Source organism: Pseudoduganella plicata (assembly GCF_004421005.1).
GTDB lineage: Bacteria > Pseudomonadota > Gammaproteobacteria > Burkholderiales > Burkholderiaceae_D > Rugamonas > Rugamonas plicata.
In genome coordinates, this window is record NZ_CP038026.1 from 1,712,846 (window position 1) to 1,737,007 (window position 24,162).

Below are 24,162 nucleotides of genomic sequence, written 5' to 3' on the forward strand. Positions count from 1 at the left end.
TCAGCCGTTGATCGCATTGCTCTTTTCTTGACTCACCGCAATGGTTGGCAGCGTCGGCACGTAACGGCACAAGTGTTCGAACAGCGCGGGGCGGCGCATGCGCTCCAGCCACCAGTTCAGCGCGGCACCGGCCTCGCCCGTGCGCCACGCCAGGTAGAACGTTTCGGCCGGTTTCGGCTCTTCCACCGCCTTCTCGACCAGCAGACCGGCCGCGACCGCCGCTCGCGCACATGGTTCCGGCAGGAAGCCAAAACCCAGCCCCGCCAGCTGATACTGGAATTTGGCCGTCATGTCCGGCACCGTCAGCGTCTCCTGCCCCAGCAGCAGTCCCACGGTACGGGGCGCCATCTGTCGCGCCGAGTCGGCCATGACGATGGCGCGGTGGTGCTGCAGTTCGTTGCGTCCCAGCGGGCCGGGCACGGCCGCGAGCGGATGCGTCGGCGCGACGGCGAACACCCAGTCCAGCGTGCCGATGGGCTGCGACACATAGCCGCCGCCGGCCGGGCCGTCGCCGGGCACGCCGACGATCAGGTCGACGCGCCGGTCCAGCAGGGCCTCCCAGCCGCCGGACAGCGCCTCCTGCACGATGCGCAGGCGGGTCTGCCGCGCCAGATCGTAGAAGGCTCGGATATCGATGTCGAACGCCATGCTGGAAAACATCGAATCGTGGCCGATGGCCAGCTCGGTCTCCCAGCCGGAAGCCACGCGGCGCACGCGATGCTCGAGGTCCTGTGCCGCCTTCAGGAGATAGCGTCCCTCCTTCAGCAGCTCGCGGCCCGCACGGGTCAGCTCGACCCGCGGCCCGTTGCGTTCGAAGACCTGCACACCCAGGTCGTCTTCCAGCTTGCCGACGGTGTAGGAGATGGTGGACGGCACGCGGTGCAGCTCCTTGCCGGCGGCGGAAAAAGAACCGCGCCGGTCGATGGCATCGACAATCTGCAAGGCTTCAAGGCTTAGTCGGAGCATGTTCGATTTTTTCGATAATAGGACGACAAATTTTCCGTTTTTTTACAACGGACAGGCAGGTCTATACTGCTTTCATCGAGGCAGGAAACAGAAACACCATCCTTCGAAACGATCGCAAATTGCTGCAAATTATCGCATAACCTAATCAAAGGAGCTCACCATGCTGCAAGTACGTAAATCGGACGACCGCGGTCTCGCCAACCACGGCTGGCTCAAATCGCGCCACACATTCTCGTTCGGCAGCTACTACGACGAGGAGCACACCGGTTTCGGCCCCCTGCTGGTCATCAACGAAGACCGCGTCGCCCCCGGCCAGGGTTTCGGCACCCACGGCCACCGCGACATGGAAATCATTTCGTACGTCCTGGAAGGGGCACTGGAACACAAGGACAGCATGGGCAACGGTTCGGTGCTGCACTACGGCGACGTGCAACGGATGACCGCCGGCACCGGCGTGCGCCACAGTGAGTTCAACCATTCGAAAACGGAAGGCCTGCACTTCCTGCAGATCTGGATCCAGCCGGGCAAAACCGGCATCGAGCCCGGTTACGAGGAAAAGCACTTCACGCCGGAAAGCAAGGCAGGCCAGCTGCGCCTGATCGCATCGAACGATGGCCGTGATGGTTCCGTCGTCATCCACCAGGATGCGGCGATCTACGCGACGATCCTGGACGGCACGGACGCGGTCACGCACACCCTGGCGCAAGGCCGGACCGCGTATGTGCACGCGATCCGCGGCAGCGTCACCGTCAACGGCACCGCGCTGGCGGGGGGCGATGCGCTCAAGGTCACGGCCGAAACGGTCATCACGCTGGGCCAGGCCGAAGCGGCTGAAGTCCTGCTGTTCGACTTGCCGTACTGAGGGCCGGCGGCCCGGGGAGGTGGCCCCGGGCCGTCATGCCAATCTTTGCTATGATGACGGGTGCGTTCTACGCACCTCGTCTTGTTTTGTCCGATCCGAAAAGAGCAACCTATGCAACCCGCCGCCCCTGCCCCTGTCACCGATCTCGCTTACGTCACGTCCTGCGCGCTGCCCACCCCGTGGGCGGAATTTACGCTGCATGCGTTTGTCGAGCACTCGACCGGGAAGGAACACCTGGCGATGGTGCTGGGCGATATCGGCAACGGCGCACCGGTGCTGGCACGCGTGCACAGCGAATGCCTGACGGGCGATGTGCTGTTCTCGCAGCGTTGCGACTGCGGTGCCCAGCTGGAAGGCGCCCTGCAGCGTATTGCCGCCGAAGGCCGCGGCGTGCTGCTGTACCTGCGCCAGGAAGGCCGCGGCATTGGCCTGCTGAACAAGATGCGCGCCTACCGCCTGCAGGAAGCGGGCGCGGACACCGTCCAGGCCAACGAGCAGCTGGGTTTCAAACCGGACCAGCGCAGCTACGAACTGGTGGCGCCTATGCTGCAGCAGTTCGGCGTGCAGAGCCTGCGGCTGATGACGAACAACCCGCGCAAGATCGCCGCGATGGAAAAGCTGGGCGTGCCGGTGTCCGAACGGGTGCCGCTGCTGGTCAACCGCAACGTCTTCAACCAGCACTACCTGAATACGAAGGCACTCAAGCTGGGGCACATGATGACGCCGGTCGTGGCGACTGCGACGACGGACGGCGAGCAGTAAGGTATCGTCGGGAACGGGCGCCTCGGGTGCCTGGCTCCCCCCGGCTGCACAATCGGTGGTTCACGGTTCGACACGCACGGCCGACGTGACCAGCACTTCGCGCTCGTAGCCGCCGATGTGGCCATAGCGCCCCTTCGGACTCAGGTATCCCACGATCCGTACGCGCGTTGCCGGCGCCCTCCTGTCGGCCTGCGTCAGGCCCACCTCGTTCCACGCCCGGCCGCCCAACGTGGTCATCCACCACCCTGCTTCGCCAGCGACGCCTGACGCAAAAACACTTTTCTCGAATCCTTGCGACCAGACGCCTTCTCGCTCGACAACCGTATAGCCGTACTGCGCCATCATCCTGCCGCGTTCAAAGGGATGCTCACGCCACCAACGCTGGCCACGTGCGCAGGCGTCCCGCATCAGGCTGGAGCCCGGTGAAATCCTATTGTGTGGATGCGTCATACCCTGAAAAAACCAGGTCGCGTATTCTTCGTGCAGGCTGCGGCCCGGACTTAACTGATCGGACAGTCCGTTACCGGCCTGTGATTGGGTGAACGTATCGGCATACTGGATGACAATATCCGGGACTTCTTCCGCGGCGGCCGTTGCGGCGAGAAGGGTCGATATCAGCAGCGTGAAAAAATTCCTGAACACAGCGTCTCATTCCTCTCGTATCGGTCATTGCCGTTCAGTGCATATTACCAACATCCGAGGCAAGTTTCGTTTCTCTTCCATTCGCTAGCCCGATTATTTTCCCGGCATCGACGATTCGCCAGCACGAGATAGCTATACAATGAACTTGTATCGTGCAATCGGCGCCCATCAAGCTCATCCGGATCCCGATACCGACCTTCCCATCAGATAGTTTGCCAGATTGCAGTGGTATTTATTCAGGGAAATATCATGACAGAGACTAACGTGATGCGGTACCTGCTGGCGTTGCTGGTGGCTGCTGCGGCAATGAGTGTCGGCACGGTGCAGGCAAAGGGCTTCGGCGTAGAGGGATTAACTGCTCAGCAAACTGCAACGCATGAACTGGTGGTCGACACCACCGGCATCCTGAACAATGACGAGCGAGGCGCTGTCAGCAATGTCATTCTGGACTTTTACGTGGGACCCAGAGCATCCATCACCAGCCTCAGGTGGGACGTCAACGTAACGGCTTATGCCGGCAGCTACCTGTCCGAAATGAAGATTACCTTCAGCGATACCCTGGGCAACGGCGTGACTTTCACACCTGGCAATGGCGACGATTTCGACGGCACCGCGGATTACGCGGGCTTCCAGGAGCTGGGCGAACTGGGTCGGATTTTTGCCGTGGGCACCGATGGCATCCTGCGCCTCGAATTCCATGACGGCTTCAAGGATCTGGCATTCGACGAGCCCGAGGGGGTATGGAACTCCGGCACACTGACCTTCGGTATTGCTCCAGTGCCCGAGCCGCCGGCTGTTGCCATGATGCTGGGCGGCCTGCTGTTGGCCGCAACCGCCTTCGGGCGGCGTCATTCATAACAAAGGCGCCCTTCAATGTCCGGATCAGTTGTTTTCCCCCGCCACATCGATCGTTACCGGAGCCCGACACCATGTTGACACGCTTTTTCCACCAATTGCTCGTCGGGTTATCCGGCGGTCGGCGCTGGATCGTTCTCCTCCTGGCATCGGTGTTTGCCGCCAGCCCGGTATCTGCGGAACCCACTTTCGAGCCTGCCCATCCAATCCCTCTTTATTCCTATTTCGCCACGGGCGATGTCGATGCCGTTGTCACCGCTCCGTCGGCTCTCCCGACGCCATCGTTCGTATTGATGGGTGGCGGTCCCGACGTGGATTCTGCCTTCCGATGGTTGATCCAGCGGGCTGGCATCAGACCGGGCACCGGTGGACGCTTTGTCGTGATCCGGGCTACCGGGACGGAGGCTTACAACCCGTATATTTTCTACAGTGACGATACATTGTCGACCGCGGACACGATTGCCGAATTGTGGGTAGGCGGCGCCTCGCTGGGTCTGACATCCGTGGAGACGCTGGTGATTCCAAGCGTCAAAGCGGCCAACAGCCCGGCCGTCAACGCCATCCTGTCCAGGGCCAACGTCGTCTTTATCGCCGGTGGCGACCAGAGTCATTACATCCGCTTCTGGAAAGGCACGGCACTGGAACAGACGTTGAACGCGCTGATGAAGAAAAACGTCCCTGTCGGCGGTACCAGCGCAGGGTTGGCGGTGCTTGGACAATTCGATTACTCGGCGCTCTATAAATCAGCCACATCGGAGTTATCGATGGCTGATCCTTACTACAAGGACATTACTTTCGATCCAGCTCCGCTGAGTCTGCAAGGCGGCTTTATCGCGCCCCCAGCACTGGCAAGCCTGATTTTCGATTCGCATTTCGACACCCGCGATCGCATGGGCCGTTTCATCGCGTTTATTTCACGGATCGTGGCGCCGACGATCACGCCCACCGGTACCGTCGGATGTCCCGGCGGTGTACTTCCCGCATCCTCCAGCGGCAAAACGACGGCACGCGGTATCGGCATCGGTGTCGAGACGGCATTGCTGGTACAGGGAAATGGCAGCGGGAAACCAGTGACGGCAAAACGGGTCAGCAACCCTTCGGCCACAACGGAAAGTGCCGTCTATTTTGTCCGCCCCTCGGTCCCGCCAGGCGTGTGCGCACCTAAAACACCGCTGACTGTTTCCGACGTTGAGGTAAGAAAACTGGCGGACTCGAATACTGTTTTCAATCTTACCGACTGGACCGGCGTGCCGTTGTATAAGCAGCTGGATGTCACCTCTGGCACCTTATTCCCGGCGGACTGGTATTAAGCGCCATCGACATCTTCGCGAGCCTGTTCCGTATTCGCCGGGGTGCACCCGTGTAAGGGCACCCTGAACGCGCCCGGCTTCCGCATCTTATCGGCGCCAGAATGTCTTATTTTTTACACATTGTGATCAATAAGTAAAAATCGAACGGAATCCATTGATCAATTGCCCGGCCCGCGCTAGTGTAAAAGCACGAGCCAGGGGGATTGAATGTCATATCAGCACGGGAACCGGCCGGTTCCAAAGCGTATCGCCATCCGTTTATTTGAAACCTTCAGCATCACCGCTACCGCGGGCTTGCTGGCGTTGCCGGCCGCCGCGCAGGAGGCGCAACCGATGCAAAGAGTCGAAATCACCGGCTCTTCGATCAAGCGCCTGAATGCCGAAACCGCGTTGCCGGTGCAATTGATCACCCGCGCCGATATCGAAAAGAGCGGCACCACCACGGCGGCTGAATTGCTGTCGAAGGTGTCCGCCAACACGGCCGCGCTGACCGACGGCGCCAGCTTCAGCGACATTGCCGGCCAGCGTGGTTTCAACGGCGCCAACCTGCGCGGCATCGGTGTTTCGTCAACTCTCGTGCTGCTCAATGGCCGGCGCCTGGCCAACTTTGCTTCCCCGGCGGCAACGCCGGCGTCGACCTGAACGCAATCCCGTCGGCGGCAATCGACCGGGTCGAAGTGCTCAAGGACGGTGCGTCGGCCATTTACGGTACCGATGCCATCGGCGGCGTGATCAACTTCATCACGCGCCGCAATTACGAAGGCGTGGACGCCAGTGCTTACTATGCCGACACCCAGCACGGCGGCGCGCGCAAGGCGATGGCAACCCTGTCGGGGGGCATCGGCAATCTGGCGACGGACCGCTACAACGTGCTGGCCGTGCTGGACTACCAGGACACGGGCAGCCTGCGCTCTTCGCAGCGCAGCTGGATCGGTTCGGCCTATCAGCCCGATATCAATCTCGATTCGGGCAGTTCCAATACGTTTCCCGCCAACTTCCGCCGTACGCGCGCCAATGGCATCACCGCCACCGGCCCGCGGATGAATCCCAGCGCACCGGCCTGCAATCCACCGGCCACCGTGTACGCGCCGGACAGCTTCGTCGGCCCGGCTGCCTGCATGTACGATTACATGCAGGACACCGAGCTCTTCCCGGATTCGAAGCGTGTGTCGCTGCTCACGCGTGGCCAGTATGCGCTCGACAAGGACACGACCTTGTACGGCGAATTGCTCGTCAACGAAACCTCGACCACCTACCGCATCAGCGCGTTGACGATCTCCGGCGAGATCTATCCCCTGGCCGGGCAATACTATCCCCATGCCATGGTGACGAGCGACAAGACACCGCTCAACGTCAACATGCGCCTGGTCGAAGGCGGACCGCGCACGAACGACATCGACGCCACGGCCACGCGCATGGTGCTCGGCGGTAAGGGACTTGCGCTGGGCTGGGACTACGACATGGCGCTCAATCACAGCGTCAACAAGGTCGACGACAAGTACGTCGACGGTTACGTCAGGACTTCGCTGTTCGACGCGGCGTTCGCGACCGGCAAGATCAACCCGTTCGGCCCATCCGGTCCCGAAGGGCAAGCCTTGCTGGCCGCGGCCAAGATCAACGACCTGGCGCGCCACTCGCGCGGCACGACCGACTCGTTCGATATCAAGGCCACGCGCGACCTGTTCGACATGGCCGGCGGCAAAGCGGCCCTTGCGCTCGGCGCCGAATACCGACGCGAGAAGATGTCGTTCACGCCATCGGCGCTGCTGGCGGCCGGGGAAATCCGCGGCGAAGGCGAGGCGACGCCCTTCTCGGGCGGGCGCAATGTCAAGGCCGTGTATGCCGAATTCAATCTGCCGGTGCTGGCAAGTCTGGAAGCGCAGCTCGCGCTGCGCCATGACCGCTACAACGACGTGGGCTCGACGACCAATCCCAAGGTTGGCGTGCGCTGGGACCCGTTGCAGCAGCTGGTCGTGCGCGGCTCGTTCGGCACGGGCTTCCGGGCGCCCTCCCTTGCCGACCTGTACAGTCCGGTGCGGCTGGGCCAGGCCAACGGCATCTACAACGACCCGCTCGGCTGCATCAAAGTCGGGGCCATCGACAACACCGACAATCCCGATTACTGCGGCCTGCAGCCGGACAAGCTCAGGGGCGGCTCGGCATCGCTGCGCCCGGAGGAATCGAAGCAGTATTCGCTGGGGCTGGTGTTCGAGCCGCAGCGCGACATCACCGCAACACTGGACTACTGGCGCATCAAGAAAACCGATGTGATCGTCTCGCCGGAAGGCTCCTACTTCACCGATCCGGTGCGCAATGCCGCCTACATCCTCCGTGGGGATCCCGATCCGGCCCTGCCGGGTATCCCGGGGCCGATCCTGTCGATCGATTCGCGGCTGCGCAACATCGGTTCGCTGAAAACGTCGGGCGCCGACCTGGGCATCAACTGGCGCCTGCCGGCCACCGGCTTCGGCAGATTTGCCGTATCGCTCAACGGCACTTATGTGTTCGACTACAAGACGCGCGAAACGACCGAGGGTCCCGATATCAGCGCGCTGGGCATCTATACCAACGACCAGATCATCCAGCGCTGGCGCCATACGGTCAGCCTGGACTACGAACGCGGCCCGCTCAACCTGACCCTGCAGCAAACGTATCTGAGCGGCTATCGCGACCAGAACCTGCTGGCCGACGGGTCGGTCCACCGCGTCGACTCGTATTCGCTGCTCGACCTCACCGGCGGGTATCAGATTTCGGCCGGACTGAAACTGCGGGCCGGCATCAAGAACCTGCTCGACAAGAATCCCCCGCGCTCGAACCAGCTGTTCAGTTTTTCGGTCGGCTACGATCCCAGTTATACGGATCCGCGCGGGCGCCAGTTCTACGGCGCGCTGGCATATTCGTTCAGATAATCGGCATCGGCCCCGCTGTCGCGCCGTACGACAGCGGGGCTTCAAGCGTCGGACGGCCTTAAACCTCCCTTAAGCCCGGCGCGTCTTTACCCGCCTTTGCACCCTGGCCTGCCGCACTGCAAGTTTCATAAGGTACACTGTTTCGGATACCACCGAAGCTCAGGAACCGCATGAGACTGTCCAGGCTTGCCCGCACTCTAACCTCGTTGACCCTCCTCGGTTACGCCAGTGCCGCGCTGGCCGCGCCGTCGCCTGCTGCCCGACCGGCAAAGCCTGTCCTGCCCGCTCCCGCAGCGGCGCCCGGCCAGCCACAATTGCCGACACCGTCGTCCGCCGCACAGAAGCTGTACTCGGCGGCCAAGGCCGACCTGCTGCAGGTGCGCTCGCTGCTGAGAAGCGGCCGGACGCAGTCGTCGGTGGGCTCCGGCTTCCTGGTCGGCACGTCGAATCTGGTGCTGACCAACTACCACGTCGTATCGCAGTTCGCGCTCGACCCGGAAACGTACACTGGCGAATGGGTCGACACGGCGGGGCAGCGCGGCAATATCGAGCTGCTGGCGGTGGACGTGCTGCACGACCTGGCCGTCGTGCGCGTCAACCGGTACGGCACGGGGTCCTTCAAGCTGGCCGACGGCACCGTCAGGCTAGCGCAGGGACAGTATCTGTACTCGCTCGGCAATCCGCTCGACCTGGGCTTTGCCATTTCCGAAGGCGCCTACAACGGCGTCATCTCGCGCACGTTCTACGATCAGCTGATGTTTTCCGGCCCGATCAACGCGGGCATGAGCGGCGGCCCCGCCGTGACGGCCGATGGCGAAGTGGCCGGCGTCAACGTGTCGAAGCGTCTGGACGGGGAGCTGGTCAGTTTCCTTGTACCGATCCGCTATGCCCAGGAGCTGCTGAAACGCGTCGATCCGAACGCGAAGCCGCCGCAGGACTTCACGGGCATCGTCACGCAGCAGTTGCTGGCACACCAGAAGGCGATGGTGGACCAGCTGCTGTCCGGCTCCCTGACAATGAAAAGCATGGGCCCCTACCAGGTGCCGGTGCGTGAGTCCGAGCAGATGCGCTGCTGGGGCGAATCGAACGCCGAAGCGAATGCGCGTGGCGAGAAGCCCTTTGCCGTGGACAACACCAGCTGCGCGATGCAGTCGGCCGTCTATGTCTCGGATTCGCTGCAGACGGGCCAGGTCGGCATCCGGCACCAGTTCATGCGCAGCACGGGGCTGGACCGCATTCGCTTCGCCCAGCTGTCGTCGGCGTCGTTCAAGAACGAATCGCTGGGCAGCCATACGGACAAGCGCCTGACGGGTCCCACCTGCACGGAACAGTTCATCCGCAACAAGTCGATGCCGATGCGCGCCGTGATGTGCGTGCGCGCCTACCGCAAGTTCGCCGGCCTGTATGACTTCACCGTGCTGACGGCAAGCACGGACGACGCGCTGATGAACCTGCAAAGCCGGCTCGACGTGCGCGGCGTCTCGTACGACAACGGCATGCGCAGCGCGCGTGCGTTCGTCGAAGCGCTGGCGCGCGAGGACAAGCGATGACGGCCCTGCATCTTCCGTGCTTCGTCGAAGTCCTGGCGCGCAATGGCGACGTGCTGTCGCGCCAGCGCTGCGACACACTGCCCGTGACGATCGGGCGCGGCTACGACAACGACGTCATCCTCGACGACGCCCACACGGCACCGCACCACGCGGTGCTGGAAGCGGGCGAGGATGGCGGACTGCTGCTGCGCGATGCGGGCAGCCAGAACGGCATCGTCCTGCACGGCAGGCGGGAAAAGGCCGTGCCGCTGGACGGCACGACGATCGTGCGGCTGGGGCATACGCGCGTGCGCGTGCGCGACGCCCGCTTCCCCGTCGAGCAGGAAGTGACGGATACCACGATGCATGCGTGGGAAGGCGGCGTGCCCGCCGTGGCCGGCGTGGCGCTGATTGCGCTGTTCGTGGGCATCGACCAGGCGCTGACGGACACCGAGTCCTTCCAGGCCATCAAATACCTGCTGACGATCGCCTCCGGCCTCGGTGCGGGCCTCGTCTGGAGCGGCGTCTGGGCCTTGATCAACCGGCTGTTCGCCGGCCATGCCCGGCTGGGGCGGCACCTGTTCATTCTCGGTGCAGGCCTGATCGCCATCGGCGCATGGAAGACCATGTCGTCCGTGCTGGCCTTTGCCTGGTCGGCCGAGGCGTTTACCCGCTATGGCCGGCATGCCATCATCCTGATCGCCTGCGGCATGGTGTACTTCCACCTGCGCACGATCCGGCCGCACTATTCGCCGCGCCGGCTGGTGACGGCCTGCGCGCTGCTGCTGGGCGCCGGCTCCGGGCTGGTCCTGATGAGCAACCTGCAGAACAACGGCCATCCGGCCGACGAGCCGTACATGTCGGTGCTGCTGCCGCCGGAGATCCGCCAGAGCCCCGAACACAGCGTGGACGACTTCTTCGGCGACGCCGCGCGGCTGCGCGGCGCGGCCGACCGCGATCGCCGCGAGGCGATTCCCGAGGACGGCGACGACGACGAAACGGACGGTGGTGACGGCAGCTGACCTGTACAATGGCCGGATGAAGATGGATTTACCGGACATACTCGCGGCACTGCGCGAAGCCACCACCAGCCGTCATGCGGAGCTTGACGAGGGCATGCCGCTTGCCCAGGAGGGGCCCACGCTGGACCATTATCGTGCCCACCTCACCCTGTTGCGCCACTGGCTGGCGCCCATCGAGGCCTGGCAGGCGCGCTTCACCGACGGCCCGCAAAACCCTGCCACCCTGCCCCCTTTCCCGCATCTCCCGCTGCTCGACGCGGATCTGGGCGATCCGGCACTCCCTGGCACTTCCATTGCCCTGCCCCCGGCGCCGGCCTGGTTTGCCGATGGCGGCGCAGCCTACCGCTGGGGTGTCTCCTACGTCCTCGAAGGGTCGCGCCTGGGCGGGACGGTCCTGTATCGCCGTCTGGCCGACCGGCTCGCGCCGCACCCGCTGCGCTACCTGCACGGCGGTGGCGTGCCGCCCGGCCCGCGCTGGCAGCAATTCCTGCGCGTGCTGCGCGAGCACGTGCACACGCCCGCTGCGATCAGCGCCGCGTGCACCGGCGCCTGCGACGCATTCGACAGCCTGATCGCGCTGCGACGCGAGTACGCGGCCGCGCCTGCCGCAAGGGTGGCGCCATGATGCCCCCGGCACCGAACGGCGCGATCGGCCTGGACAACTGCGCCAACGAACCGATCCACATCCCCGGCCTGATCCAGCCGCACGGCGCCCTGCTCGCGTTCAATCGGCAGGGCGCGCTGCGTGCGTGGAGCGACAACGCCGGCGCCATGCTGGGCTTTAAGCCCGTGCTGGACATGCCGGTCGACGCCCTGCCGCTGGCCCCTGACGTGCTCCAGCAGCTGCGCGAGTGCATCGACAGCAGTGCCAGCGAGGGCTGCACGCCCACTGCCATCGAAACGACGGTAGGTACCCAGACCTTCGACTGCATCGTCCACAGCGACGCCCAGCGCGTGCTGGCCGAATTCGAGCTGCGCGACGTGGGCAGCGAGCGTGTTGCCGCGTTCGCGCTGAAGGCGCACGCGGCCATCGAGCGCCTGCGCCGGCAGAAGGCGATCGTCCCTCTGCTGCAGCTGGCGGTGGAACAGGTGCGCGCCATCACGGGGTTCGACCGCGTGATGGCCTACCGCTTCCGCCATGACGACAGCGGCGACGTCGTCGGCGAAGCGCGTGCGGAAACGCTCAAGCCGCTGCTCGGCATGCGCTACCCCGCCGGCGACATCCCGGCCCAGGCACGCCGCCTGTACACGATCAACACACTGCGCCTGATCGCCGATATCGGCTACAGCCCGGTGCCGGTCACGGTGGCGCCCGGCGACGCGCCGCTGGACATGAGCCACGCCGTGCTGCGCAGCGTGTCGCCGATCCACGTCGAGTACCTGCGCAATATGGGCGTGGCGGCATCGATGAGCGTCTCGATCGTCGTCAACGGCCGTTTATGGGGACTGCTGGCGTGCCACCACAACACGCCGCTGCGCGTGCCGTATGCCGTGCGCATGGCGTGCGACGTGCTGGCGCAGGTGCTGGCGGCCACCGTGCAAAGCATCGATGCGCGCGAGCGCGCCACGATGGTGGAACAGGCCGCGGACGTGCGCACGCACCTGATCGAAACGCTGCTGCACGAAGACGATGTGCTGTCGGCACTGAATCGACACGCCGCAGGTCTGGCGGTGACGCTGGACGCGCACGCGCTGGTGTTTGCGCAACAGGGCAAGCTGTGCACGCATGGCGACATCGGACATGACCTGGCAGCTGCCATCGTCGCCTCCCTGCCGGCCGACGGCGAGGAAGTCCTGCTTCGCTGCTGCCGGGCGGAATGGCCCGCCGCCACCGGTGCCGCCATCGGCCCATGGGTCGGCGTGCTGGGACTGCATTTCGATCCCGCCACGTCCGGCTGGCTGCTTGCGCTGCGGCGGGAGCAGATCGAAACGATCCGCTGGGCCGGCAAGCCGGAAAAGATGACGGTCACGGGGCCGCTGGGCCACCGCCTGACGCCGCGCGGCTCGTTCGACGAGTGGGTCGACACGGTGCACGACAAGGCCGAACCATGGGACGCCAACCGCATGCTGGTGGCCGAACAGCTGCTGGCCGAGATGCACCGGGCCAGCATGGCGCGGCACGCCGAGACCGAACGCGCGCGCATGCAGCTGCTGGCGATGCTGGGCCACGACCTGCGCGATCCGCTGCAGTCGATCACGATGGCGGCAACGGTCCTGCAGCATGGCGCCCAACCGCAGCAGCTGGGCCAGCGCATCGAACGTTCCAGCGGCCGCATGCATCGCCTCATCAGCCAGGTGCTGGACATGAGCCGCCTCGACAGCGGCCTCGGACTGTCGCTGCGCAAGGAAGACACCGACATCAGCCGGCTGGTCGAGGATCTCGTGGACGAAACCCGGATGGCACATCCGGGCACGACGTTCGAGACGACGATCGCACCGGGCGTGCACGCGCAGGTCGATGCGGACCGGCTGGCGCAGGTCGTCAGCAACCTGCTGAGCAATGCGCGCCACCATGCCCACGGCGGCCACGCCATCGGCGTGGCCCTGGCACAGGACGACGGTATCGTGCGCATCGAAGTTCGCAACGAAGGCGCTCCGATCCCGCCCGAGCTGGAAGCGCAGCTGTTCAACCCCTTCAAGCGGATGGCGCTCCAGAACCAGGCCAACCGGACCGGCATGGGCCTGGGCCTGTACATCGCCGACAGCGTCATGCGCGGCCACGACGGCAGCATCGTCTACCGCTACGAGGCGCCGTACGTCGTGTTTACCGCCAGCTTCCCGGTTGGCGGCAGCATCGGGTGACGACGCCGGGCAGCGTCACCATCCGCACGCTGCAGGCCGACGACGCCGCCGCGCTGCTTGCCTTTGAAATCGCCAACCGTGCGTGGTTCGAACAGCATATCGAACCGCGCGACCGCGCCGGCCGCCGTATCGAGCTCCGTCATCTGCTGGTGCTGCCGCCGCGCGGCATAACGTAACGGGTAACGGCCTGCCTGCGCAGGTGGCACCCGCATCAAAGCCGCATCAATACGGCGCACCCTTCAGCTCCACCGTATTGCCCTCGGGGTCCGCGATGTAGATCGACGGCCCCTCGCCCTCGGCACCATAACGCGACTCGGCCGGTCCGCTCGGCACGTCGAAGCGGTCCAGGTGCGCGCGAATCGCCGCCTCGTCGAACGGCTCGACCCGGAAGCAGAAATGATCGACGTTGCGCCCCTCTTTGCCGGGCGCCGCGCCGCCCAGGCGGCCCAGCTTTCCGTCGACGGGAACGAGGTCCACCATGGCGCTGCCGGCGCGCAGCTGCACCAGGCCGATCGCGTCCTGCCGGCGCTCCACGGTACAGCCCAGCACCTCCGTGTAGAAACGGACCATGCGCTCGAGCTCCACGACGCGCAGGACGATATGGTCGATTTCGCGGATACGGATCATGCTCTCCCTTTCAGCAATGTCCGGGATTGTCCCGGAGGACTCAGATTCGGCCGCGCCGGAACTCCGCCAGAAACTTGCGCGCCTGCGCGTCGCTCAGCACAACGACCGGGTCGCCGTGGTACACGTACAGGAACGGCGTCCCGCCGAGCCGGTCCGTCAGCTTGGCATGCACGAGAAAGCGGGTGCCGACGGGATGGTCCGCCACCATGACGCGCGGTCCCTGCACCCGCAGCCACACATGGTAGGCCTGGCCGGCCAAGGGGCGCAGCCGTACGACACCGCCGTCGTCGAACGACTCGATCGCCACTTCGCGGTAGGCCGACAGGTCGCGTGCCATCGTCAGGCGGCGCGCAGCACGAGCAACGCCACGGCTTCGGCGTTGATGCCCTCTTCGCGCCCCAGGTAGCCCATCTTTTCGTTGGTCTTGGCCTTGACGTTGACCTGGTTCGGCGTCACGCCCAGGTCGGCGGCGATGTTCTCGACCATCGTGGCGATGTGCGGCGCCATCTTCGGGCGCTGGGCGATGATCGTCGCGTCCACGTTGCCGATGTCGTAGCCCGTCTCGCGCACGCGCCGCACGGCTTCGCGTAGCAGCACGCGCGAATCGGCGCCGGCGAATTCGACGGCCGTGTCGGGGAAATGCCTGCCGATGTCGCCCAGCGCGGCCGCGCCCAGGATGGCGTCCGTCACGGCATGCAGCAGCGCGTCCGCATCGGAATGGCCCAGCAGACCCTTGTCGTGGGCAATCTCGACACCGCCCAGTATCAGTTTGCGGCCTTCGACGAGGCGGTGGCTGTCATAGCCTTGTCCGATGCGATATGGCAGGTGCGGGAAGGATGAGGTAGTCATTGTGAATCCTGTTTCAGGTACATTTCAGCGATGCCGATGTCGACCGGCAGCGTCACTTTCAGGTTGCGTGGATGGCCTTCGACCAGCCGTGGCGACAGCCCCAGCATCTCGACGGCGGAAGCATCGTCCGTGATCGCCTCCGGGTCCGGCGCCGATTCCAGCGCCCGCAGCAGCAGCTCGTACGGGAACATCTGCGGCGTCTGTGCCAGCCACAGCCCGTCGCGCGGCGTGGTTTCGACCTTGCCGGCACGCGTGCTCTTGACGGTATCGACGACGCGCAATGCCAGCAGGCCGCCGGCGGGGTCGAGGCCCGCCTCGGCGATCAGCTTGTCGATCAACCCCGGCGTCAGGCCGGGACGGGCGGCGTCGTGCACCAGCACACGGTCGCCAGCGGCGGCATCGATGGCGCGCAGGCCGTTGCGGATCGACTCCATGCGGGTGGCGCCGCCGCGGCGCAGCACCGTCACCCGCTGCCCGCAGTCGGCAACGACGTCGTCGATGTAGCCGTCGCTGGCGCTGACGACAACGTAGATGTGGTGGATCGCCTCGCTGTCGAGGAACGCCTGCAGCGTGTGGCGCAGCATGGGCCTGCCCGCCAGCGGCAGGTATTGTTTCGGGCCGGCGGCGGCCATGCGCGCGCCGACGCCCGCGGCGGGGATCAGCGCCAGGTAGCGCGGTGCTTCAGTCATCTCATTGCTCTTGTTCTTACCAGTATTCGTTGAATCTCGCCGCCGCAGACCTTGCCCAGGCGCGCATACTCGGCCGGCGAATCGATCTGCGCCTGCACCGCTTCCACCTTCGCCATCTCGGCCTTGATGTAGGGCAGCCAGCCGCTGTCGATCTCGAACGCCAGCGCGGAACGCGCCGTGCCGGCGGGCGCGTACAAGGGTTTACCCTCGAAGCGCTTCGCCAGCGCGGCGCCGACCGTGCGCTCGACCTTCGGCAGGTGGGCCATGTACGCTTCCATATGCCGCATCTCGTGCGCCAGGATCTCCTTGTAGCCGCACGTTCCCACGGGGAACTCGCTGCCCACGTAGATTTTCACGGGCACGTACGTCAGCTGCACGGAGATCTGCGGCGCCACGCACTCGTAACCGCTGGCCGGGTCCTGCAGCATGGGGCCGGCCAGGCCGATCTGCACGCGCGATTCCGTGCGCGTCAGTCCCAGCACGAACTGGTTGCGCGTGGCGACGCCCTTCATCGCCGTCAGCATCTTGTATGACAGCGTGGTATTGATCGTGTAGCCGTTCTGCTTGGCCGACAGCACGGAAACCGTCTTGCTGATCGAATCCTCGCAGCGGATCTGGAACGGCGTACGCGCCGGAGCGGCAGCAGCGGCAGCGCCGCACGCTGCCAATGCCAACGCCAGCGCGAGCCGCCGCCCGTTCATGTCAGTCCAGCTTCCAGTCGTTCGAGCGCAGCTTGTCGAGCCAGAACGTGCCGATAATCGTCTTGACGTCCGTGATCTTGCCGGTGCGGACCCATTCCAGCATCTCGTCCAGCGTGGCCGTGAAGCATTCGACGAATTCGCCGGCATCGAGCTGCGCTTCGCCCGCCGTGAGACCCCTGGCGAGGTACAGTTCCAGATGCTCGTCCGAATAAGCGATGGCGTTGTGGATCGTCGTCAGGAAGTGCCACTCGCGCGCCGTGTAGCCCGTTTCCTCCACCAGCTCGCGCTTGGCGCATGCCAGGTAGTCCTCGCCCGGATCGATTTTACCGGCCGGGAATTCGATGAAGACCTGGTCGTTCGGGTAGCGGAACTGGCGTTCCAGCAGGATGCGTCCGTCGTCCAGCACGGGCAGGATCGCCACGGCGCCGGAATGGCGGATGTATTCGCGGTGGGTGATGCTGCCGTCGGGCAGCGTGACACGGTCCTTGTGGACCTTCAGGAAGCCGCCATCGTAGGCCAGGCTGCCGTCCACTTTCGTTTCCTTCAGATGCGCATCGCTCATGCACGCTCCAGTCAAAAAACGCCAGTGTAGCAGTGTGGCGAAATTGTTGTCCCCCAAATAAAAAACCCGGCAGGGCCGGGTTTCCTTTTGAAAGCTCAGTGCCGCTTGCGCAGATAGCGCACGACGAAGCCGGGGAAGCCAAGGACGAGGAACAGGCAGGCGGAGATGGCGTAGAACTCCCACGTTTGCGGGAAGACGGTGCCGATGCGCCCTTCGAGAGCGCGGCCGATGAACCCGACGATAAAGAACAGCACCACGAGTTCACCGAGACGCACCAGGAAAGGCTTGTGCCCTGCCCCTTGAAGGGGACCAGGGCAAACACCTTGTCATTGAAGAACGGCAGGTTGGCGCCGACGAATGCCAGCAGGATCACCAACCATGCCGCCGCGCCGACATCCATCAATCAGGACGCCAGCGTCTTGCTCATTGCGTGCAGGCACGCGTCCAGCAGCGGGCCCGGCACGACACCCAGCACCAGGACCAGCAGCGCGTTCAGTCCGAGGACGATGTTCTTGTCCGTGGCGACCTTGATCGGCGCCGTGTCGACCGGCTCGTCGAACCACATCGTCTTGACGACGCGCAGGTAGTAGAACGCGGCCACCAGCGACGCCATGACGGCGAAGATCGTGAGCCACAGCTGGCCCGTGTGCAGCACGGTCTGCAGCACCGCCAGCTTGGCGGCGAAGCCCATCATCGGCGGCACGCCGGCCAGCGAGAACATCAGCAGGGTCATGACGAGCGCGAACCATGGCGAACGCTTCGACAGGCCGCGGAAGTCGGACAGTTCCTCCGCTTCGTGACCGGAACGGGCCAGCACCATGATCAGGCCGAACGTACCCAGCGTGGTCAGCACGTACGTGATCGAGTAGTACATCGCGGCGCTGTACGCCGGCGCGGCATTGGCCGTGTCCGGAAGGATCTTGCCGTCCGCCTGCTCGACGCCCGTGACGCCGGCCATCATGGCCAGCGCGACGAAGCCGATCTGCGCGATCGTCGAATAGGCCAGCATCCGCTTCAGGTTCGTCTGCGCGATGGCCGTCAGGTTACCGATGGCCAGCGACAGCACGGCCAGGACCATCATCATCTGCTGCCAGTCGAATGCCATGGGCAGCAGGCCTTCCACCAGCAGGCGGATGCAGATCGCGAACGTGGCCAGTTTCGGCGCGGCGCCCAGCAGCAGCGTGACGCCGGTTGGCGAGCCCTGGTAGACGTCCGGTACCCACATATGGAACGGCACGGCGCCCAGCTTGAAGCCCAGGCCGGCGACAAGGAACACGAGGCCGAACACCAGGATGGTCGGGGTGACCGTACCGCTGGAGACTTTCTGCGCCAGGGTCGACAGGTCCAGCGTGCCGGTCGCGCCATACAGCATCGACATGCCATACAGCAGGAAGCCGGACGCCAGCGCGCCCAGCACGAAGTACTTCATCGCCGCTTCGGTGGAGATCGGGTGATCGCGACGCAGCGCCACCAGGGCGTACGTTGCCAGCGACATCAGCTCCAGGCCCAGGTAGATGGACAGGAAGTTGTTCGCCGAGATCATGACCATCTGGCCCAGCATCGAGAACAGGGCCAGCACGTAGAACTCGCCGCCCAGCGAGCCGCCCAGCATGCCGCGGTCATGGGTGTACTGGCGCGAGTAGACGAACGTCACACCCACGGTCAGGTAGGTGAACAGCTTGAGCAGGTTGCCCATCGGGTCGGACACGACCATGTTGTAGAACGAGTACGTCGTCGTGCCGGCATTGAAGTCGACAAACGTGAAGTACGCGCAGCCCACCAGTGCGAACAGCGACAGCGCATACGTGATGCCCCGCTTCGCCTCCGACAGGAACATGTCGATCAGCAGGATCGCCGAGGTGGCGACCACCAGGAAGATCTCTGCGTAGATCGGGATCAGGTTTGAGTTATTCATGAAACTTCGGTCCTATCTCAATCAGTGTGCAATCAGTGGTGCGACTGCCAGCTTGCTCTGCGCCGCATGCTTGAGCAGGTCGGCCACGGAGGTCTGCATCGTGTCGGTGAACGGCGCCGGATACAGGCCCATGGCCAGCACCGCGATCGCCAGGACACCCAGCATGAAGAACTCGCGGCCGTTGATGTCCGTCAGTTCGGCCACGTGGTGGTTGGCCACCTTGCCGAAGATGACGCGCTTGGCCATCCACAGCGAGTAGGCGGCGCCAAGGATCAGTGCCGTCGCGGCCAGGATGCCCGTCACGAAGTTGAACTGCACGGCGCCCAGGATGACCATGAATTCGCCCACGAAGCCGGAGGTGGCCGGCAGGCCGCAGTTGGCCATCGAGAACAGGATGAAGAACGCTGCGAAGCGCGGCATCTTGTTCACTACTCCGCCGTAGTCGGCGATCTGGCGCGAGTGGGCGCGGTCATACAGCACGCCGATGCACAGGAACATGGCGCCCGACACGAAGCCGTGCGAGATCATCTGCATGATGGCACCCTGCGTGCCCATGTCGTTGAACATGAAGAAGCCCAGCGTGACGAAGCCCATGTGGGCGATCGACGAGTACGCGACCAGTTTCTTCATGTCCTTCTGGACCATGGCGACCAGGCCGACGTAAATCACGGCGATCAAGGACAGCACGATGACGACAGGCGCCAGGTAGTGCGACGCGTCCGGCACGATCGGGATCGAAAAACGCAGGAAACCGTAGGCGCCCAGCTTCAGCATGATCGCGGCCAGCACGGCGGAACCGCCCGTTGGCGCTTCCACGTGGACGTCCGGCAGCCACGTGTGGACCGGGAACATCGGCACCTTGACGGCGAACGCCATGAAGAATGCGACGAAGATGGCGATCTGCTCCGGCATCGACAACGCCAGCTGATGCCATGCCAGGATGTCCCAGCTGCCCGACTTGTTGTACAGGTAGATCACCGCCACCAGGGTCAGCAGCGAGCCGAAGAAGGTGTACAGGAAGAACTTGAACGCCGCGTAGACGCGGTTGGCACCGCCCCAGACGCCGATGATGATGTACATCGGGATCAGCGTCGCTTCGAAGAAGAAGTAGAACAGCAGGCCGTCCATCGCCGTGAACACGCCGATCATCAGGCCGGACAGGATCAGGAACGCGCCCATGTACTGGGCCACGCGGTCCTGGATCACTTCCCAGGCGGAGATCACGACGATGATCGTGATGAACGCGGTCAGCGGCACGAACCACAGCGACAGGCCGTCGATGGCCAGCGAGTAGAAGATGTTGAAGCGCTCGATCCACGCCGCTTTTTCAACGAACTGCATGCCATGGGCTGCGTTGTCGAACTGCGTAAACAGCGGGATCGTCGGCAGCAGCGACACGATGGAACCGATCAGGGCAAGCACGCGCACCAGGCCGGCGCGCGAGTCCCGGCCGATGGCCAGGATGACGAGGCCGAACAGTACCGGCAACCAGATCGACAGGCTAAGGTAAGGAATTTGTGACTGCATCTTTTATCTCTTTTGCGTGTCGGTGTTAAGCGTGCCAGAACGGCAGGAAATACACCAGGAAGCCCAGGATGCCGATGATCATGACGAACGCGTAGTGGTAGATGTAGCCGGTCTGGCCCAGGCGCGCCAGCTGCGCAATCCAGCCCACCACTTTCGCACTGCCGTTGACCAGCAGACCGTCGATGATCGCACGGTCGCCGACTCGCCACAGCCCTTCGCCCAGCACGCGCGCGCCCTTGGCGAACACGGCCTGGTTGAACGCATCCATGTAGTACTTGTTGTCCAGCAGCGTGTGCAGGAACTTGAACTTGCTGTAGAACCATGCCGGTACGCGCGGATTGATCATGTAGCAGTAGTACGCCGCCACGACACCGGCCAGGGCCAGCCAGAACGGTGCCGTCATCAGGCCGTGGATCGCCATGGCCAGCGGGCCGTGGAATTCCTCGTTCAGCTCGTGCATCGCCGGGTGGTTCTGGCCGACGAAGATGACGTTGTCGAAGAACGAACCGTGCAGCATCGGGCCGATGGCCAGGAAGCCGATGATCACCGAAGGAATCGCCAGCATCACCAGCGGGAACCAGACGACGAACGGCGACTCGTGCGGTTTCTCGCCCGGTGCCAGGCCGTGGTGGCCGTGGTCATCGTCTTCCTCTTCGTGATGCGCATCCGAATCGTGCAGCGCATGCGGGTCGCCATGGGCAGCCTTGGCGACGGCATGGTCGTCGTGATGATCGTGACCGTGCGCGTGGGCCTGGCCGAAGCGCTCCTTGCCGTGGAAGACGAGGAAGTACATGCGGAACGAGTAGAACGCCGTGACGAACACGCCGGCCAGCACCGCGAAGTTGGCGAAGCCGGCACCCGGGATATGGGTGGCGTGCACCGCCTCGATGATCGAGTCCTTCGAGTAGAAGCCGGAGAACAGCGGCGTGCCGATCAGGGCCAGGGAGCCCAGCAGCGACGTGATCCACGTGATCGGCATGTACTTGCGCAGGCCACCCATGTTGCGGATGTCCTGGTCGTGGTGCATGCCGATGATGACGGAGCCGGCGCCGAGGAACAGCAGCGCCTTGAAGAACGCGTGCGTCATCAGGTGGAACACGGCGACCGAGTAGGCCGACGCGCCCAGCGCGACGGTCATGTAGCCCAGCTGCGACAGCGTGGAGTACGCGACGACGCGCTTGATGTCGTTCTGGATGATGCCCAGGAAGCCCATGAACAGCGCGGTGATCGAGCCGATGACCAGCACGAACGACAGCGCCACGTCCGACAGCTCGAACAGCGGCGACATGCGCGACACCATGAAGATGCCGGCGGTAACCATCGTCGCCGCGTGGATCAGTGCGGAGATCGGGGTCGGGCCTTCCATCGAGTCAGGCAGCCAGACGTGCAGGGGGAACTGGGCCGACTTGCCCATTGCGCCGATGAACAGGCAGATGCAGGCCACGGTGATGACCATCCAGTCGGTGCCCGGCAAGGTCGCCGTCGTCAGCAGTTCCTTCTTCTGGAACACGGCCTGGTAGTCCATCGAGCCCGTGTAGGCCAGGATCAGGCCAATACCGAGGATGAAACCGAAGTCGCCCACGCGGTTGACGAGGAACGCCTTCATGTTGGCGAAGATCGCCGTCGGACGCTTGTACCAGAAGCCGATCAGCAGATACGAGACGAGGCCCACCGCTTCCCAGCCGAAGAACAGCTGCAGGAAGTTATTGGACATCACCAGCATCAGCATCGAGAAGGTGAACAGCGAAATATACGAGAAGAAGCGGTTGTAACCTTCGTCTTCAGCCATATATCCGATGGTGTAGATGTGCACCATCAGCGACACGAACGTGACGACGCACATCATCATCGCCGTCAGCGAGTCGATCTGGAAGCCGACCACGAGGTCGACGCCGGCGACCGTCATCCAGCGGTAGACCGTGCCGTTGAAGGTTGCCCCGTCCATCACCTGCAACAGGGTCTGGAAGGAGAGCAGGAAGGCGATCAGTACGCCCAGGATGGTCGCGACCGTCGATACCTTGCGGCCGGCCACGTTACCGAAGAACTTCGTGCCCAGCAGGCCCGCGATGGCGGAACCCGCCAGCGGCGCCAGCGGAACGGCAAGAAGAAGGTTAGGGTTAAGCCCCGTCATGATGAACCTTGTCTGTTTATTATTCGAGGGTTAATAACTAGCCTTTGAGGCTGTCCAGGTCTTCGACGTTGATGGTGTCCAGGTTACGGAACATCACCACCAGGATCGCCAGGCCGATTGCCGATTCGGCAGCCGCGACGGTCAGGATGAAGAAGACGAAGATCTGCCCGGCCGCATCGCCCAGATAATGGGAAAACGCGATGAAGTTCATGTTCACTGCCAGCAGCATCAGTTCGATGGCCATCAGCAGCACGATGACGTTCTTGCGGTTCAGGAAAATCCCCACGATCGAGATCGCGAACAGGATCGCGCCCAGGACCAGGTAGTGTGCCAGCGACAGGGTCATGGTGCCTCCTTGGTAGCTTCAGTCGCCGCGACGTGCTTGACGGCGTCCATCTTGACGATCTTCAGGCGGTCGTTGCGCTTGACGCGCACGGCCTCGCCCGGATCGAAGAACTTGATGTCCTTGCGCTTGCGCAGCGTCAGCGCGACCGCGGCAACGATGGCCAGCAGCAGGATGACGGCGGCGATTTCAAACGCATAGATGTACTGGGTGTAAATCAGTTTGCCCAGTTCCTTCGTGTTGCCGATGGTGCCTGCCGCGGCCGGAGCCTGCGGACCGGCCACGCCGTAGACGCGCCACAGCACGGAAGCCATCTCCAGCACGATGATGCCGCCTACAACGGAAGCGACGGGCAGGTAATTCCAGAACCCTTCGCGCAGGCGCGTGTTGTCGATGTCGATCATCATGACGACGAACAGGAACAGCACCATCACGGCACCCACGTACACCAGCACGAGGACGATCGCCAGGAACTCGGCTTTGAGCAGCATCCAGATGCCGCCCGCCTGGAAGAACGCCAGCACCAGGAACAGTGCCGCCGTGACGGGGTTGCGCGCCGTGATGACGCGCGCCGCGGCCACGACCATGATGGTCGCGAACACGTAGAACAATACGGTTATGAAGTCCATAAACTAATCCTGATCAGTATTGGTGGCGATCAGCGGTACGCCGCGTCCGCCGCACGGGCGGCGGCAATGTCCGCTTCGTAGCGGTCGCCGACGGCCAGCAGCATCTCTTTGGTGTAGTACAGATCGCCGCGCTTCTCGCCGTGGTATTCCAGCACGTGGGTTTCCACGATCGAGTCGACGGGGCAGGATTCCTCGCAGAAGCCGCAGAAGATGCACTTGGTCAGGTCGATGTCGTAACGCGTCGTGCGGCGGGTGCCGTCGTCGCGCTGCTCCGATTCGATCGTGATGGCCATTGCCGGGCACACCGCTTCGCACAGCTTGCAGGCGATGCAGCGTTCTTCACCGTTCGGGTAGCGGCGCAGCGCGTGCAGGCCGCGGAAGCGCGGCGACATCGGCGTCTTCTCTTCCGGGTACTGCACGGTGATCTTGCGGGAGAACATGTACTTCCCCGTCAGCGCCATGCCCTTGATCAGTTCGGACAGCAGCAGGCTGCCGAAAAAGTCTTTTACTCGTTCCATTTTGCGCTTCCC

25 protein-coding genes and 1 pseudogene are annotated in these 24,162 nt (G+C 63.9%); 11 read left to right on the forward strand and 15 right to left on the reverse strand.

Annotation, left to right across the window (positions count from 1 at the left end):
• On the reverse strand, positions 1–966 hold the full coding sequence (locus E1742_RS07485) for a LysR substrate-binding domain-containing protein (protein WP_134384294.1): 966 nt from the start codon (positions 964–966) through the stop codon (positions 1–3).
• Positions 967–1,126: 160 nt separating this feature from the next.
• Between E1742_RS07485 and E1742_RS07490 the strand changes: the two genes are divergently transcribed.
• Together E1742_RS07490 and ribA are read left to right on the forward strand one after the other, a co-directional pair.
• The gene (locus E1742_RS07490; RefSeq protein ID WP_134384296.1) at positions 1,127–1,828 is read left to right on the forward strand and encodes a pirin family protein; all 702 of its coding nucleotides are present in this window, start codon (positions 1,127–1,129) and stop codon (positions 1,826–1,828) included.
• 111 nt (positions 1,829–1,939) lie between these two features.
• Positions 1,940–2,590, forward strand: a complete 651-nt coding sequence (gene ribA, locus E1742_RS07495; RefSeq protein WP_134384298.1) for a GTP cyclohydrolase II — start codon at positions 1,940–1,942, stop codon at positions 2,588–2,590.
• Between the two features lie 60 nt (positions 2,591–2,650).
• On the opposite strand, the gene E1742_RS07500 is transcribed toward ribA, so the two are convergent.
• Complete coding sequence (locus E1742_RS07500) at positions 2,651–3,232, reverse strand: hypothetical protein (RefSeq protein ID WP_134384300.1); 582 nt, start codon at positions 3,230–3,232, stop codon at positions 2,651–2,653.
• 249 nt (positions 3,233–3,481) lie between these two features.
• On the opposite strand from E1742_RS07500, the gene E1742_RS07505 reads away from it, so the two are divergent.
• The 9 genes from E1742_RS07505 to E1742_RS07545 all read left to right on the forward strand — a co-directional run bounded on the left by E1742_RS07505 (position 3,482) and on the right by E1742_RS07545 (position 13,835).
• The gene (locus E1742_RS07505; RefSeq protein ID WP_134384302.1) at positions 3,482–4,090 is read left to right on the forward strand and encodes a hypothetical protein; all 609 of its coding nucleotides are present in this window, start codon (positions 3,482–3,484) and stop codon (positions 4,088–4,090) included.
• A gap of 71 nt (positions 4,091–4,161) precedes the next feature.
• A complete protein-coding gene (locus tag E1742_RS07510; protein WP_166793443.1) occupies positions 4,162–5,397 on the forward strand; it encodes a cyanophycinase in 1,236 nt (411 codons plus the stop codon).
• Positions 5,398–5,604: 207 nt separating this feature from the next.
• Entirely contained in the window at positions 5,605–6,039 is a 435-nt protein-coding gene (locus tag E1742_RS07515; RefSeq protein ID WP_134384304.1) for a TonB-dependent receptor plug domain-containing protein, read from the forward strand.
• 35 nt (positions 6,040–6,074) lie between these two features.
• The gene (locus tag E1742_RS07520; protein WP_134384305.1) at positions 6,075–8,306 is read left to right on the forward strand and encodes a TonB-dependent receptor domain-containing protein; all 2,232 of its coding nucleotides are present in this window, start codon (positions 6,075–6,077) and stop codon (positions 8,304–8,306) included.
• A gap of 170 nt (positions 8,307–8,476) precedes the next feature.
• Entirely contained in the window at positions 8,477–9,856 is a 1,380-nt protein-coding gene (locus E1742_RS07525) for a S1 family peptidase (protein ID WP_134384306.1), read from the forward strand.
• Positions 9,853–10,857 (forward strand): FHA domain-containing protein, encoded by a 1,005-nt coding sequence (locus tag E1742_RS07530; RefSeq protein ID WP_229466619.1) that lies wholly within the window; start codon positions 9,853–9,855, stop codon positions 10,855–10,857. The genes E1742_RS07525 and E1742_RS07530 overlap by 4 nt, the downstream gene beginning before the upstream one ends.
• Positions 10,858–10,879: 22 nt before the next feature.
• Positions 10,880–11,482: a biliverdin-producing heme oxygenase gene (locus E1742_RS07535; protein ID WP_307721913.1), complete on the forward strand. Its 603-nt coding sequence runs from the start codon at positions 10,880–10,882 to the stop codon at positions 11,480–11,482.
• Entirely contained in the window at positions 11,479–13,659 is a 2,181-nt protein-coding gene (locus E1742_RS07540; RefSeq protein WP_134384308.1) for an ATP-binding protein, read from the forward strand. Before E1742_RS07535 ends, E1742_RS07540 begins: the two co-directional genes overlap by 4 nt.
• Positions 13,656–13,835 (forward strand): hypothetical protein, encoded by a 180-nt coding sequence (locus E1742_RS07545; RefSeq protein WP_134384309.1) that lies wholly within the window; start codon positions 13,656–13,658, stop codon positions 13,833–13,835. Before E1742_RS07540 ends, E1742_RS07545 begins: the two co-directional genes overlap by 4 nt.
• A 46-nt stretch (positions 13,836–13,881) precedes the next feature.
• Here the strand turns inward: E1742_RS07545 and E1742_RS07550 are convergent, their stop codons facing one another.
• The 13 genes and pseudogenes from E1742_RS07550 to nuoI all read right to left on the reverse strand — a co-directional run bounded on the left by E1742_RS07550 (position 13,882) and on the right by nuoI (position 24,150).
• The gene (locus tag E1742_RS07550; RefSeq protein ID WP_134384310.1) at positions 13,882–14,286 is read right to left on the reverse strand and encodes a VOC family protein; all 405 of its coding nucleotides are present in this window, start codon (positions 14,284–14,286) and stop codon (positions 13,882–13,884) included.
• 40 nt (positions 14,287–14,326) lie between these two features.
• Positions 14,327–14,623: a hypothetical protein gene (locus tag E1742_RS07555; protein WP_134384311.1), complete on the reverse strand. Its 297-nt coding sequence runs from the start codon at positions 14,621–14,623 to the stop codon at positions 14,327–14,329.
• Between the two features lie 2 nt (positions 14,624–14,625).
• The gene (gene ispF, locus E1742_RS07560) at positions 14,626–15,135 is read right to left on the reverse strand and encodes a 2-C-methyl-D-erythritol 2,4-cyclodiphosphate synthase (protein WP_134384312.1); all 510 of its coding nucleotides are present in this window, start codon (positions 15,133–15,135) and stop codon (positions 14,626–14,628) included.
• The gene (gene ispD / locus E1742_RS07565; protein ID WP_134384313.1) at positions 15,132–15,824 is read right to left on the reverse strand and encodes a 2-C-methyl-D-erythritol 4-phosphate cytidylyltransferase; all 693 of its coding nucleotides are present in this window, start codon (positions 15,822–15,824) and stop codon (positions 15,132–15,134) included. The genes ispF and ispD overlap by 4 nt, the downstream gene beginning before the upstream one ends.
• Positions 15,821–16,525 carry a hypothetical protein gene (locus E1742_RS07570; protein WP_134384314.1) on the reverse strand — a complete coding sequence of 235 codons (705 nt, stop codon included), beginning with the start codon at positions 16,523–16,525 and terminating at the stop codon, positions 15,821–15,823. Before E1742_RS07570 ends, ispD begins: the two co-directional genes overlap by 4 nt.
• A gap of 1 nt (position 16,526) precedes the next feature.
• Positions 16,527–17,087, reverse strand: a complete 561-nt coding sequence (locus tag E1742_RS07575; RefSeq protein ID WP_134384315.1) for an NUDIX domain-containing protein — start codon at positions 17,085–17,087, stop codon at positions 16,527–16,529.
• A gap of 95 nt (positions 17,088–17,182) precedes the next feature.
• Positions 17,183–17,487: pseudogene (locus E1742_RS07580) on the reverse strand (DUF2818 family protein).
• A gap of 3 nt (positions 17,488–17,490) precedes the next feature.
• On the reverse strand, positions 17,491–19,002 hold the full coding sequence (gene nuoN / locus E1742_RS07585; RefSeq protein ID WP_134384316.1) for an NADH-quinone oxidoreductase subunit NuoN: 1,512 nt from the start codon (positions 19,000–19,002) through the stop codon (positions 17,491–17,493).
• Positions 19,003–19,023: 21 nt separating this feature from the next.
• Positions 19,024–20,529: an NADH-quinone oxidoreductase subunit M gene (locus tag E1742_RS07590; protein WP_134384317.1), complete on the reverse strand. Its 1,506-nt coding sequence runs from the start codon at positions 20,527–20,529 to the stop codon at positions 19,024–19,026.
• A gap of 25 nt (positions 20,530–20,554) precedes the next feature.
• The gene (gene nuoL, locus E1742_RS07595; protein WP_134384318.1) at positions 20,555–22,660 is read right to left on the reverse strand and encodes an NADH-quinone oxidoreductase subunit L; all 2,106 of its coding nucleotides are present in this window, start codon (positions 22,658–22,660) and stop codon (positions 20,555–20,557) included.
• Between the two features lie 37 nt (positions 22,661–22,697).
• Complete coding sequence (nuoK, locus tag E1742_RS07600) at positions 22,698–23,006, reverse strand: NADH-quinone oxidoreductase subunit NuoK (RefSeq protein ID WP_028104269.1); 309 nt, start codon at positions 23,004–23,006, stop codon at positions 22,698–22,700.
• Positions 23,003–23,632 (reverse strand): NADH-quinone oxidoreductase subunit J, encoded by a 630-nt coding sequence (locus E1742_RS07605; RefSeq protein ID WP_134384319.1) that lies wholly within the window; start codon positions 23,630–23,632, stop codon positions 23,003–23,005. The genes nuoK and E1742_RS07605 overlap by 4 nt, the downstream gene beginning before the upstream one ends.
• A gap of 29 nt (positions 23,633–23,661) precedes the next feature.
• Complete coding sequence (gene nuoI / locus E1742_RS07610) at positions 23,662–24,150, reverse strand: NADH-quinone oxidoreductase subunit NuoI (RefSeq protein ID WP_134384320.1); 489 nt, start codon at positions 24,148–24,150, stop codon at positions 23,662–23,664.
• Between the last annotated feature and the right edge of the window lie 12 nt (positions 24,151–24,162).

Bases quoted from the DNA above. Each gene is read 5' to 3' on its own strand.
- E1742_RS07515 (WP_134384304.1), top strand. From the start codon at position 5,605: ATGTCATATCAGCACGGGAACCGGCCGGTTCCAAAGCGTATCGCCATC.
- E1742_RS07605 (WP_134384319.1), bottom strand. From the start codon at position 23,632: ATGGACTTCATAACCGTATTGTTCTACGTGTTCGCGACCATCATGGTC.
- ispF (WP_134384312.1), bottom strand. From the start codon at position 15,135: ATGACTACCTCATCCTTCCCGCACCTGCCATATCGCATCGGACAAGGC.
- nuoN (WP_134384316.1), bottom strand. From the start codon at position 19,002: ATGAATAACTCAAACCTGATCCCGATCTACGCAGAGATCTTCCTGGTG.
- ispD (WP_134384313.1), bottom strand. From the start codon at position 15,824: ATGACTGAAGCACCGCGCTACCTGGCGCTGATCCCCGCCGCGGGCGTC.
- ribA (WP_134384298.1), top strand. From the start codon at position 1,940: ATGCAACCCGCCGCCCCTGCCCCTGTCACCGATCTCGCTTACGTCACG.
- nuoL (WP_134384318.1), bottom strand. From the start codon at position 22,660: ATGACGGGGCTTAACCCTAACCTTCTTCTTGCCGTTCCGCTGGCGCCG.
- E1742_RS07575 (WP_134384315.1), bottom strand. From the start codon at position 17,087: ATGAGCGATGCGCATCTGAAGGAAACGAAAGTGGACGGCAGCCTGGCC.
- E1742_RS07555 (WP_134384311.1), bottom strand. From the start codon at position 14,623: ATGGCACGCGACCTGTCGGCCTACCGCGAAGTGGCGATCGAGTCGTTC.
- nuoK (WP_028104269.1), bottom strand. From the start codon at position 23,006: ATGACCCTGTCGCTGGCACACTACCTGGTCCTGGGCGCGATCCTGTTC.
- E1742_RS07525 (WP_134384306.1), top strand. From the start codon at position 8,477: ATGAGACTGTCCAGGCTTGCCCGCACTCTAACCTCGTTGACCCTCCTC.
- E1742_RS07535 (WP_307721913.1), top strand. From the start codon at position 10,880: ATGGATTTACCGGACATACTCGCGGCACTGCGCGAAGCCACCACCAGC.
- E1742_RS07570 (WP_134384314.1), bottom strand. From the start codon at position 16,525: ATGAACGGGCGGCGGCTCGCGCTGGCGTTGGCATTGGCAGCGTGCGGC.
- E1742_RS07490 (WP_134384296.1), top strand. From the start codon at position 1,127: ATGCTGCAAGTACGTAAATCGGACGACCGCGGTCTCGCCAACCACGGC.
- E1742_RS07505 (WP_134384302.1), top strand. From the start codon at position 3,482: ATGACAGAGACTAACGTGATGCGGTACCTGCTGGCGTTGCTGGTGGCT.
- E1742_RS07590 (WP_134384317.1), bottom strand. From the start codon at position 20,529: ATGCAGTCACAAATTCCTTACCTTAGCCTGTCGATCTGGTTGCCGGTA.
- E1742_RS07540 (WP_134384308.1), top strand. From the start codon at position 11,479: ATGATGCCCCCGGCACCGAACGGCGCGATCGGCCTGGACAACTGCGCC.
- E1742_RS07550 (WP_134384310.1), bottom strand. From the start codon at position 14,286: ATGATCCGTATCCGCGAAATCGACCATATCGTCCTGCGCGTCGTGGAG.
- E1742_RS07510 (WP_166793443.1), top strand. From the start codon at position 4,162: ATGTTGACACGCTTTTTCCACCAATTGCTCGTCGGGTTATCCGGCGGT.
- nuoI (WP_134384320.1), bottom strand. From the start codon at position 24,150: ATGGAACGAGTAAAAGACTTTTTCGGCAGCCTGCTGCTGTCCGAACTG.
- E1742_RS07530 (WP_229466619.1), top strand. From the start codon at position 9,853: ATGACGGCCCTGCATCTTCCGTGCTTCGTCGAAGTCCTGGCGCGCAAT.
- E1742_RS07485 (WP_134384294.1), bottom strand. From the start codon at position 966: ATGCTCCGACTAAGCCTTGAAGCCTTGCAGATTGTCGATGCCATCGAC.